General features: G+C 42.3%; 15 protein-coding genes. 8 read left to right on the top strand and 7 right to left on the bottom strand.

Annotated elements, in window-relative coordinates; translation table 11 throughout:
• Positions 1-548, bottom strand: a 548-nt coding sequence (locus AABE15_RS04665; RefSeq protein ID WP_338330120.1) for a hypothetical protein, incomplete at its 3' end; no start/stop codon positions are given.
• 118 nt (positions 549-666) lie between these two features.
• Here AABE15_RS04665 and AABE15_RS04660 point away from each other — a divergent pair.
• From AABE15_RS04660 to AABE15_RS04645, 4 genes are read left to right on the top strand one after another with little or no spacing between them, the layout of a single operon-like run.
• The gene (locus tag AABE15_RS04660; RefSeq protein ID WP_338330119.1) at positions 667-3,252 is read left to right on the top strand and encodes a transglycosylase SLT domain-containing protein; all 2,586 of its coding nucleotides are present in this window, start codon (positions 667-669) and stop codon (positions 3,250-3,252) included.
• Positions 3,249-4,196, top strand: a complete 948-nt coding sequence (locus tag AABE15_RS04655; RefSeq protein WP_338330118.1) for a baseplate hub protein — start codon at positions 3,249-3,251, stop codon at positions 4,194-4,196. The genes AABE15_RS04660 and AABE15_RS04655 overlap by 4 nt, the downstream gene beginning before the upstream one ends.
• Positions 4,193-4,726, top strand: coding sequence for a hypothetical protein (locus AABE15_RS04650; protein ID WP_338330117.1), 534 nt, complete (start codon positions 4,193-4,195; stop codon positions 4,724-4,726). Before AABE15_RS04655 ends, AABE15_RS04650 begins: the two co-directional genes overlap by 4 nt.
• On the top strand, positions 4,710-5,420 hold the full coding sequence (locus AABE15_RS04645) for a Gp138 family membrane-puncturing spike protein (RefSeq protein ID WP_338330116.1): 711 nt from the start codon (positions 4,710-4,712) through the stop codon (positions 5,418-5,420). The genes AABE15_RS04650 and AABE15_RS04645 overlap by 17 nt, the downstream gene beginning before the upstream one ends.
• A gap of 7 nt (positions 5,421-5,427) precedes the next feature.
• On the opposite strand, the gene AABE15_RS04640 is transcribed toward AABE15_RS04645, so the two are convergent.
• A complete protein-coding gene (locus tag AABE15_RS04640; RefSeq protein WP_338330115.1) occupies positions 5,428-5,694 on the bottom strand; it encodes a type II toxin-antitoxin system YafQ family toxin in 267 nt (88 codons plus the stop codon).
• Positions 5,694-5,939, bottom strand: a complete 246-nt coding sequence (locus tag AABE15_RS04635; protein WP_338330114.1) for a type II toxin-antitoxin system RelB/DinJ family antitoxin — start codon at positions 5,937-5,939, stop codon at positions 5,694-5,696. The genes AABE15_RS04640 and AABE15_RS04635 overlap by 1 nt, the downstream gene beginning before the upstream one ends.
• A 197-nt stretch (positions 5,940-6,136) precedes the next feature.
• On the opposite strand from AABE15_RS04635, the gene AABE15_RS04630 reads away from it, so the two are divergent.
• Positions 6,137-6,391, top strand: a complete 255-nt coding sequence (locus AABE15_RS04630) for a type II toxin-antitoxin system Phd/YefM family antitoxin (RefSeq protein WP_338330113.1) — start codon at positions 6,137-6,139, stop codon at positions 6,389-6,391.
• Positions 6,391-6,810, top strand: coding sequence for a type II toxin-antitoxin system VapC family toxin (locus tag AABE15_RS04625; protein ID WP_338330112.1), 420 nt, complete (start codon positions 6,391-6,393; stop codon positions 6,808-6,810). Before AABE15_RS04630 ends, AABE15_RS04625 begins: the two co-directional genes overlap by 1 nt.
• A 309-nt stretch (positions 6,811-7,119) precedes the next feature.
• Here AABE15_RS04625 and AABE15_RS04620 read toward each other — a convergent pair whose 3' ends face one another.
• Both AABE15_RS04620 and AABE15_RS04615 read right to left on the bottom strand, forming a co-directional pair.
• Positions 7,120-7,419 carry a helix-turn-helix transcriptional regulator gene (locus tag AABE15_RS04620; protein ID WP_338330111.1) on the bottom strand — a complete coding sequence of 100 codons (300 nt, stop codon included), beginning with the start codon at positions 7,417-7,419 and terminating at the stop codon, positions 7,120-7,122.
• Positions 7,416-7,766 carry a type II toxin-antitoxin system RelE/ParE family toxin gene (locus AABE15_RS04615; RefSeq protein ID WP_338330110.1) on the bottom strand — a complete coding sequence of 117 codons (351 nt, stop codon included), beginning with the start codon at positions 7,764-7,766 and terminating at the stop codon, positions 7,416-7,418. The genes AABE15_RS04620 and AABE15_RS04615 overlap by 4 nt, the downstream gene beginning before the upstream one ends.
• Positions 7,767-7,926: 160 nt before the next feature.
• Between AABE15_RS04615 and AABE15_RS04610 the strand changes: the two genes are divergently transcribed.
• Positions 7,927-8,538 carry a hypothetical protein gene (locus tag AABE15_RS04610; protein WP_338330109.1) on the top strand — a complete coding sequence of 204 codons (612 nt, stop codon included), beginning with the start codon at positions 7,927-7,929 and terminating at the stop codon, positions 8,536-8,538.
• Here AABE15_RS04610 and AABE15_RS04605 read toward each other — a convergent pair.
• On the bottom strand, positions 8,519-8,803 hold the full coding sequence (locus AABE15_RS04605; protein WP_338330108.1) for a type II toxin-antitoxin system RelE/ParE family toxin: 285 nt from the start codon (positions 8,801-8,803) through the stop codon (positions 8,519-8,521). The two genes, AABE15_RS04610 and AABE15_RS04605, sit on opposite strands and share 20 nt — an antisense overlap.
• A complete protein-coding gene (locus tag AABE15_RS04600) occupies positions 8,787-9,014 on the bottom strand; it encodes a TraY domain-containing protein (RefSeq protein WP_338330107.1) in 228 nt (75 codons plus the stop codon). The genes AABE15_RS04605 and AABE15_RS04600 overlap by 17 nt, the downstream gene beginning before the upstream one ends.
• 74 nt (positions 9,015-9,088) lie before the next feature.
• Between AABE15_RS04600 and AABE15_RS04595 the strand changes: the two genes are divergently transcribed.
• Positions 9,089-9,426 (top strand): hypothetical protein (locus tag AABE15_RS04595; RefSeq protein WP_338330106.1); only part of this gene is annotated, 338 nt, incomplete at its 3' end.

Raw genomic sequence — 9,426 nt, 5'->3', positions numbered from 1 at the left:
TCGAAAGACTGAAGCCCTGTGTCTTTTAATCGAACCTGAATAGTTAGTCTTTCGTGCGTAAATAATTTTAATATAAATTTATAAGATTTAAAATATAAAGATGGACATGGTGTATTCGAAACTGTGACTAAAAATATTTCTGGTGGATCATTGTCAAATTGTGTCCATAATCGACTTTCATATGATGAATGTGTTGTGCATAATGGATCCTGTTGACAGCTTGCAAAACTATCGTTTGCTAGTAAAAATTGAATGGTATTATAATTTGGATGGCTGCAGTTTTCATGTTGTTTAAACATATCATTATTTATGGTTAAAACTGTATAGATTGGCTCCTGATTGTGATTAACTAAATTGTTAATTTCGGAATCTCGAGAAAGAGTGGAAAGATAAGTATAAGGGATATCAGGTAAAACATCTTTATAAAAATCACAATCCTTACCCCACACGGGTGGAGAGCGTCCTTCTGCTTTTGCTTTTCCCTCTAAAGTAGAAAGTCCACTAAGTAGACATATTGTTGCGAGGAACCAAAATACTTTTTTCATCATAATTTTCTCAAATCACTGCTTCAAAAACTTTAGCTTAATTCAATATCTTTAACCTATTAAATCAATCTTACTTTACCAAGCCACCCGTTGCGGTGGCTTTTTTATTGAAAGGTATCCCATGACGGTACTGGACGAATTCATCTTACAATATTCGATTAATGTCAAAAACGCCCAGGCGTTGGACCAATTGCAAGCCAAGCAAAAACTGTTTGGCGATGGTGCTAAGCAATTCGTTGGGGATGTGGGACACAGTGTCAGTAGCGTGCTGGATCAATTGTCCAAAATCTCACCCGAAGCCAACAAGGTATTGGGGTTTTTAAGCCAGGTTACCCAACGCTTAAGCACGTTGCCCAAAGGACAAACGTTTTCTTTGGTAACGTCCTTAAAGCAAGGATCCTCTGCCCCTGCGGTTTCTGGGAACTCTACGCTGACGCTTACGGGTCCAGTGGTTATTCATGCCCCCAACGCGGTGGTGAATGCTAAAGAGCGGAGCTCTTCTTTGCTTAAAGAGGGAACCGTGTCCTCTGTAGAGCCAAAAACAACAGTAGGGAACGATGCTAAAGATGGGGAGATTTCCTCTGCCAAAGAAGAGGACATGCCTTCCGTTGCGCAGGGAACCACAATGACTAACGTTGCGGAAAAAACCGTTCTGCCCGAGGTAGGCGAGGCAGTTGCCGTTGCCGAAGGTGGGGAAGTGGCCGCAGGAGGGGGTGCAGTGGCAGGAGCCCTAGCCTTGGCCCTAAATCCTGTAACATTGGCCGCGGCAACGCTTGCGGGCACTTTTTGTGTGTTGTCCAAGATGGTGAGCGATTTTGAACATACGTGGGAACAACAGTTTAGCTTAGGCAACAAGCTAGGCCTTAGCACGCAACAGGTGGAAAGCAATCAACGTTCCTTGGTGGTGGCCAGTGGTGGGTTTTTGGACAACCAAGGGGCGAGTACTTTGATGAATAAAATCGGCACGATGGGAAAAAATGCCGCTTCAACCTTTAACGTGACCTCGCGGGAGAATTTGTTGTTTAATCAAGCCGGTGTAAAGGCCAGAGACAATAAAGGCCAATATATTGGAACACAAAAATTGTTGGAAAATCTAGCCGACTCTTTTGCCAAAATGACCGAGGAACGAGCACAAGCAATTGGGCAAAATATGGGATTGGAATATCAAGAAATCGAAGCGTTGCGTAAGAATACCGAAGCCATGCGTTCCCAACATCAACTGACCGATCAAGAGATTATTCTTCGTCAACGCGCCAAAGAGTCCATCGCGGCTTTAAAGCAAGCGCAAACGGAAATGGCACAAGAATGGCATCGCTTGGGGCAATTGCTGTCGACCTATTTCACGCCCATTGTGGACTCGTTGTATATGGCTTTTGACAAAATCGTTACCATGGTGCTCAAGACAGCCAATTGGTTGTTGACGCCTGCGCAAACCAATCCTGATCAACGCTCGAAATCCGACAAAGCGGCGTTGGAGCGCGCTCATAGGGAAGAGGAACAAACCAGACGCAACACCCAAGAAGCGGTTAAGACCAATCAACAACTGTCGTTATTAACCGATGCGTTAACGACCTTAAACACGACGCTGAACTCTTCCAACGATTATTACGCGGCGTGGGCAGGGGAATTCAATCAACGCTTGAACGATAGCCGCAGTGTTTCTTCATCCCCCGCACAAACAACACAAGAAAGTAAAGCTGTAACCAATACGTCCTACGATGGATTGATCCAAGGCGCGGCGCAACGCTATCACGTGGATGCCAGCATCGTTAAAGCGTTGTTGTATCAAGAATCGGGGCTTAATCCTTTGGCGATATCCAAAGCCGGCGCCATTGGATTAGGCCAGATTATGCCCGATACGGCCAGAGGTTATGGGGTGGATCCCCATACGTTGATCAATCCTGCGGTAAACATTGATCTTTCGGTGCGGCATTTGAGGGAACTGCTGAGACATTATCATAACGATTTGCGGTTGGCGTTAATGGCCAACAACGCGGGGCAAGGCAATATTGACCATTGGCTTAAAACGGGAAAATTTCTCAACGGTAAAGCAATGCCCAAAGAAACCCAAACCTATGCCGATGATGTCTTGCGGCACCGCACGCCGTTGCGTGCCCCTCAACCCATACCAGCGGCATTTACGCCTACTAACCCATATCCCTATGCCCGTCGTAAAACTGGGAGGGACGGCTATATGGAAGGTAATACGACGAGTGAGCTTTCAGAAATGGCGGGTATTCCTATTCCTCAGATGAATACAGGCCACGACTCGATTTACGATTTGAAACAAGCTGAAAACAAAATGCGTTATTTCGTCAAACAAAAGGTTGCAATACTCAAGCAAAGACAAGACGCGTTAAAATCAGCCCCTCCAACGCTTGGAACTTTGAATTTGCTTAAACAAACGACTCTTGAGGCTCAAAAAATGACCGCCATGGGTTCAGCGCTGGATTCAGTGACGGATGATTTTAATCACCGAGCCCAGCAAACTGGTCCCCAACGAACGATAGGCCTGCCGGATAATAAGGAATTTTTCCCGTCTTCTCCCACTCCGTCGCCTGGCACTTCCCCTGTTATTGTACAGCACAACACCTATACCATTCATGGGGCACACGACGATCATAAAATTGTAGAAAAGATTAAGGAATACCATAAAGACAGCAATCAAAAACTAGCTGCGTATTTCGGCAGTGGGAACATCGCATGAGTAATCTCAAACAGCGTATTATCAAGTTTCAAATTAAAGGCTCTAATGGGTTTTACCTAGACGATTTGGGGCATACCTCCACCACCCAAGCCCGTGCACAAGCCAAAGAGGATGCCTGTACCACCAAAAAAGCAACAAGCAAGTTAGCGATTGATCTGGAAATTGAAAAAAATGCTCAAGTGGCGACGACAACCGCAACGTTGCAATTGACGGGATTGACCATAGAGCAACTCAACCCCTTAACCAGCGAGTTCAATCGCTTTAACTACGACTACAACCAAAAACATCCGTCCATTCAAGACTGGGCGGCAACGATTGATATCCAAGTGGGGTATGACTCTGTCATTCAACCGATTTTTTCAGGCGATGTGGTGATCGCAGAGCTACGCAAAGGGCCGCCCGATTTAATGCTGCAGCTTACCGCGATGAGCAATTATTTTGCCCGGTCACAGTTTGATTTTGTACAACTAGAGGCTTCGCTGACCTTTGAAGCGTTTGCGAATAAGGTAGGCGAGTTTTTAAAAGTTGAAAAAGTTATTTGCCAAACCGATTACAACAACCAAGTCATTACCAATGCTGGAATTGGTCAAGCCACAGGGGATCAGTTGCTGGTGGAACTGAACCTAATGTTTTATCCCTTTGTAACGGCGTGGATTGATAATAAAACCTTGTATGTCATGCAGTTGGATACATACCATTTAGACGCTGAGCAAGGATCCCCTGTGCTGATTAACGAGTTTTTACAAATTCCTCAATATACGGAACGCGGGGCCAGTTTCGAGGTGATGTATGATCCCCGAATTACCGTGGCCAAACAAGTGCGGTTGCAAAGCGATCTAAACCCTTATCCGTTCAATGGGCAAAGTTTCGTGTTGTATCTGTGTAAGTACGCGCTTTCTACTCGAAACAACCAATTTAAGATCCAGTGCGAGGCGCAATTATGATTCATTCCACTACTTTTATTTTGTTTGGCCAAACCTATCGGTGCAGACAATTTTCAGCAAGAGAAGGCATGCGGTTGTTTGCACAACCCAATGCGTCCCCTCAAGCGCTGTTGCAGCATACATCCGTACAAGTAAATGATCAGGAATACGCGTTAAATACCCCTGAGGCAATGGATCACTATGTGTTGGATCCTTTAGCGGTGGTGTCCCCTATGACTGTTCTTAAGGAATTGATGGGGCGGGTGGAAGCGTTTAATTTTGATTTTATTACTACCTTTGACGCGATCACAATCCCCCCGCAGTTTCTCTTTGAAAAAGGCAAAACGGTGGTGAGCAAGCACGTGCATTCGATGATAGGGGCTTTGATCCAAAACCATTATGCGACGCTACGCGAATTGGAAACAGTTTATAGCGTTGAAGATTTATTTATCCTCTACGATGCCTTGTTGGAAGAGCGTGTGGCCACCTTATTGGCCAATGAAGTGGCATTAAAAAAACAAAAAAGGAGATCCCATGCCTTCAGCCGTTAATTTTGCTACTAAAGATGGAAACAGTGCGGTTTCTGCCTTACAAAAGATGGTCAGCCAATCATTCAGTCATGTTCAGGTAATGCTGCCATGCAAAGTAAAACAAGTGAACCGCGAGAAAGGGCTTGTTTCGGTAACGCCGCAGATTCAATACGTGGATCCTACCGGCAAAGGCTATTCCCGGGGAACCTATCACAACTTGCCTATTCTTTCCTTAGGAGGAGGCGGGTTTAGCCTCAACTTTCCCATTGCGGTAGGGGATTTGGGCTGGATTTTGGCCTGTGATCGCGACGTTCACGCTTTTTTGAAAGATAAAACAGAAGGACCGCCACCGACCTATCGTAAGCATTCTTTTGCCAGCGCTTTGTTCGTGCCGGACATGTTCAATCAAGTAAAGCTGCAAGCTGACTCAACCAATGGGGTGGTGTTGCAAAAGACCGATGGCAGCACCCGCATTGTGGTAAAGGATGGGAGCATTACCTTGGTAACCAGCGGTGATACCCACATCAAAGCCGATAAAGGCGTAACCATTGACGCCAACGTTACCATCAACGGCACGTTAAATGTCAGCAAAGACACTCAGATTGATGGATCTGTTAGTGCCAGCAAGGATGTCAAAGCAGGATCCATCTCGCTTACCTCCCACGTGCATGGTGGGGTGCAGAGCGGGAGTGGAACTACGGGCAAGCCGAAGTAAGAACTTTTTAAAACAAGTCAGAATGTGTACCAGTTCTTACTAAATATAAAATGTTATCTTTAATTTTGTAAATGATTAGCCAGTCTGGCTCAATATGCGCTTCTTGATAATCTTTCCAGTTCCCAATTAAAAAATGTTCTTTATACTGTTTCGGTAAAGGCTCTTTTTTGACGAGAAAAGTAAGTATATTATGTAATTTTGATAGATCTTTTCCTCTTTTCTTCAATCGTTTGATATCTTTCTTAAAAGCAGAGGAAACAATCGAGGCTAACATTAAATATCCAATTCTTTACATAATGCATCAAGGTCATTGAAAGGTTTAAGATTTCCCTTTTCCACTTCTTTCATAGCTTTGATTGTAGTGGCATTTGGTATTTTGACTTCGAATGGCAGACCACGCGTATAAACCATTTGTTTTAGGAAAATGCGAACAGCAGCGGTTAAATCCATACCTAAGTCATTGGCTACTTGTTGGGCTTGTTCTTTGAGGTCTTCGTCAATTCTAATTTGTAAGTTCATTTTCATATCTCTTTAAACATAAAGCATTGTATTGCTTATTGTTATAATATTATTACAAAATTAATCTTTTAGCAATGATAAACTATTAATATAGTTAGTCTGAAACTTATTGTTTTAGTTTAACTTGTCTGTTTAAGTGAATTGTAGTAACATAACTACAGAAAATTGCATATAACGAAATAGGAAAGATTGTTACCATGCCGATTACCACACTTTCCAGTCGGGAATTAAACCAAGACGTTACCCGTGCTAAAAAAGCTTCTAAAAACGGACCTGTATTTATTACTGATCGGGGCAAAGCGTCGCACGTTTTGTTAACTATTGAAGAGTATAATCGTTTAACAAGAAAGAAGAAAACGATCCTTGAAGCTTTGTCTATGCCAGGATTAAGCACAATTAATTTCGATATTCCCGAATATTCTAACCTACCTAACACTGTGGATTTTGAATAATGTATGTAATTGATACCAACGTGATTTCAGAATTACGAAAAGTGGGTGACGGCAAAGCAAACCGTAATGTCGTTCAATGGTTTTCGACTATTGATGCTGGATTGCTTTATATTTCTGTTATTACCGTAATGGACTTAGAACTTGGGATTGCAAGAGTGGAACGGCGGGATAATGTGCAAGGGCAACTGCTTCGTACATGGATGAAGGATCGGGTCATGCCCGAATTTTCTGAGCGTATCCTACCCATCACTACAGCAATTGCTATTCGTTGCGCACAATTACATGTGCCCGATCCTAAACCAGAACGTGACGCTTATATAGCGGCCACAGCACTTCACCATAAAATGAACGTGGTCACCAGAAATAGTGCTGATTTCGCAACTACAGGTGTTAAACTGATTAATCCATGGAATGAGTGATGGGTAAAATTATAAAAGACGATATTATAAAACAATATTTTGTGGATTTAGCTTCTTTTAAACGATGCTAGTTTCCAACCCAAAGCCAAAAAGCCTGTGGATAACCTATATAATTTGTGGATAACTTTTTTATCCTATAAAGAAAATGGCAAATTCTTTATAGTTAAAACGAGAAGTGTAAAAAAAATCGTAAATTCTTTATACTTAGAAAAAGTTATACACAAGGCTCATACAAAATAAATTAAAAGTAGACTGGCTTGTAGAGTTAACCAAACGATTCGTTATGTTTATTAAAGATGCCCATATATTTTAAATACGAAAGATTTGCTGATCGCCTGTAGGCAATTCTACAGACAAGCTCAATTTGCCTCCCATAGCTTCAACATAGCGTTTTAACGTGGCTAATTTAATTTCATTGCCGCGTTGTTCTATTTGGGTAATAGCCGATTGAGAAACACCCAAATTTTCCGCTAATATTTTTTGCGATAGGTTTAATCGTTCTCTTAGTAAGCTTAGCCCAGTCTCTAAGATTAATTCATTGGCCAGTTTATGAATACGATCTTGACTATCAGGGGAACGTTCAGCAATTGCTTCTTGTAACGTTTTCATTTATGTTTCTCCATCAACGTTAGATACAAAGTAAATTCTTTGTCAGCACTATGGATCATTTCAGCATAGAATTTTTTATTATTCGTTTTACATCCAGCGCACAAAACGATTGCTTGTCTTTGTGGATCAAAAGCAAAAAATGCTCGGATAGGTTTGCCCATATGTTGAATTCTTAATTCTTTCATATTAGGAAATTGAGAGTTTTTCGCGGTATCGACATAAGGTCGAGACAATTTTGGTCCATAAGTTTCTAGCAAACGAAGAGAAGCTAAGACTTTTTCTTGGGTATCGTTATCTTGTTTGGACAACCAGATATTGAAACAATTGGTTAGTTTTACGATCCACATGTTCTGAGTGTACCCATTGTTTTATTAGTTATAGCTTATAATAATAAGTTAGGACTTATATGTCAATAGAATTTTGTAACTTATTTCACGTTGATTTTTTATAAAAAAATTTAGCTATTCAGTCCTTTATTTTTCTCCTAACTTTGTAGGATTTCTTATCATGCTCATACTGTTAGGCATCACTAAAGATTTGGTGTTGTTAGTGCTGTACGCTGGCTTGGGGGCGTTAGGGTTTCGTTGGGCAGGCGGGTTGCTTTCCCGATGGTTGGAAAGGGATCTAGGCGATCAACTGCCGCGCCTGCTTTGGGGCTGGATAGCGTGTTTGCCCTTAATCGTTGTGTTTGCTAGGGATGTTCATTCCATAATGATTATAGCGCTAATCGCTTGCTTGACGGGTTTGATGCGTGGTGTAGGGTGGGGCAACAGTCTAAGTTTAGGCTTTGTATCGGTTGGTAATCCAGGGCCTGCTACTAAGCGTAAACTCTGGGTTATGGCATCACGCCTTGCGTTGATGCAAGCGCTGCCTTTTATCACGGCGGGATACTTTTTATCTGCTCATGCCTTGTTGCTCGTTATTCCCATTTTAGGATGCTTCTTTTTAGCGTCGTGTGGTTTATCAATCATGGGCTATTATGAGGCCTGGCTTTATAAAGGCTTGTATATTCCTTCTTTAGGTTGTGATCCTATGGATCCTCCACCAACGGGTGAGCTCATCGCCGGCGCCTCTACAGGCCTTTTTCTCGGGCTAGCGGTTATGATGATAGGGATTTAACTTTATAAACTTCTTTGCGATGGGCAACTCTTAAAATCAAAATAATAATTTTATCTTCTTGTACTTCAGCAATGACACGATAATTACCAATCCGATAACGCCAGAATTCTTTTAAATTGCCTGTTAACGCTTTGCCTAACTGCTTTGGATTTTCAAGAGGTTGAACATGTAACGTTAAATAATTGATAATTCGGCGTGCGTCTTGCTTATCTAATTTTTTTAATTCGTTTAACGCGGATCGGGAATAATTAATCTGCCAAGCCAAGTTCTTGCTCCACTTCTTTTGTGGTCAAAACTTCGTGTTTACCTTGTCGGATTTGCTCTGAGACATGAGAAGCTAAATAATAATCTTCCATATTTTGCAAGCTATTTTGAATCATTTCTCGAATATAAAAGGCTTTCGTTCGTCCAGTTTTGTTGGCCAAGAACGTAAGCCTTTTTTCAATGTCAGGATCTAATCTTATGGTTGTTGGCATGAGGTTCTTCCTTAATGAATACATGTATTCATAGTATCACAAATCCAATTTTAATCAACTAGAAAAGGTAAAGTATGTCGACCTATTTTCAAAACGCCCAAACGGGCGTAATGACGGCGGACACGTCGGACCTGTTAACGGAAGTGCAACAAGATTTTATCAGTGCGTTGGGGGAGAATTTGTCGTTGGACGCTTCAACGCCTCAAGGCACGCTGATGCAAGCAGAGACGGTGGCACGCACCTCAGTGATGAAGTTTATAGCGCAGAGTGCCAACCTGCTTAACCCGGAGATAGCTTATGGAGTGTATTTGGACGCCATTTGTGCATTTTTGGGAATAGAGCGTGGGGTGGATGCTTATACGCAAATAGACGACGTTTTGTTTAACGGGCAGGCCAACACGATCCTTAACCC

Source organism: Commensalibacter sp. Nvir, assembly GCF_963921845.1.
Classification (GTDB): domain Bacteria; phylum Pseudomonadota; class Alphaproteobacteria; order Acetobacterales; family Acetobacteraceae; genus Commensalibacter.
Note: the sequence above shows the minus strand (reverse complement) of the source record. Positions and strands in the feature narration are given on the sequence as shown.

Excerpts from the sequence above, each read along its gene's own strand:
- AABE15_RS04655 (WP_338330118.1), top strand. The coding sequence starts at position 3,249 with ATGAGTAATCTCAAACAGCGTATTATCAAGTTTCAAATTAAAGGCTCT.
- AABE15_RS04600 (WP_338330107.1), bottom strand. The coding sequence starts at position 9,014 with ATGCCAACAACCATAAGATTAGATCCTGACATTGAAAAAAGGCTTACG.
- AABE15_RS04610 (WP_338330109.1), top strand. The coding sequence starts at position 7,927 with ATGCTCATACTGTTAGGCATCACTAAAGATTTGGTGTTGTTAGTGCTG.
- AABE15_RS04635 (WP_338330114.1), bottom strand. The coding sequence starts at position 5,939 with ATGAACTTACAAATTAGAATTGACGAAGACCTCAAAGAACAAGCCCAA.
- AABE15_RS04625 (WP_338330112.1), top strand. The coding sequence starts at position 6,391 with ATGTATGTAATTGATACCAACGTGATTTCAGAATTACGAAAAGTGGGT.
- AABE15_RS04630 (WP_338330113.1), top strand. The coding sequence starts at position 6,137 with ATGCCGATTACCACACTTTCCAGTCGGGAATTAAACCAAGACGTTACC.
- AABE15_RS04645 (WP_338330116.1), top strand. The coding sequence starts at position 4,710 with ATGCCTTCAGCCGTTAATTTTGCTACTAAAGATGGAAACAGTGCGGTT.
- AABE15_RS04650 (WP_338330117.1), top strand. The coding sequence starts at position 4,193 with ATGATTCATTCCACTACTTTTATTTTGTTTGGCCAAACCTATCGGTGC.
- AABE15_RS04620 (WP_338330111.1), bottom strand. The coding sequence starts at position 7,419 with ATGAAAACGTTACAAGAAGCAATTGCTGAACGTTCCCCTGATAGTCAA.
- AABE15_RS04640 (WP_338330115.1), bottom strand. The coding sequence starts at position 5,694 with ATGTTAGCCTCGATTGTTTCCTCTGCTTTTAAGAAAGATATCAAACGA.
- AABE15_RS04615 (WP_338330110.1), bottom strand. The coding sequence starts at position 7,766 with ATGTGGATCGTAAAACTAACCAATTGTTTCAATATCTGGTTGTCCAAA.
- AABE15_RS04660 (WP_338330119.1), top strand. The coding sequence starts at position 667 with ATGACGGTACTGGACGAATTCATCTTACAATATTCGATTAATGTCAAA.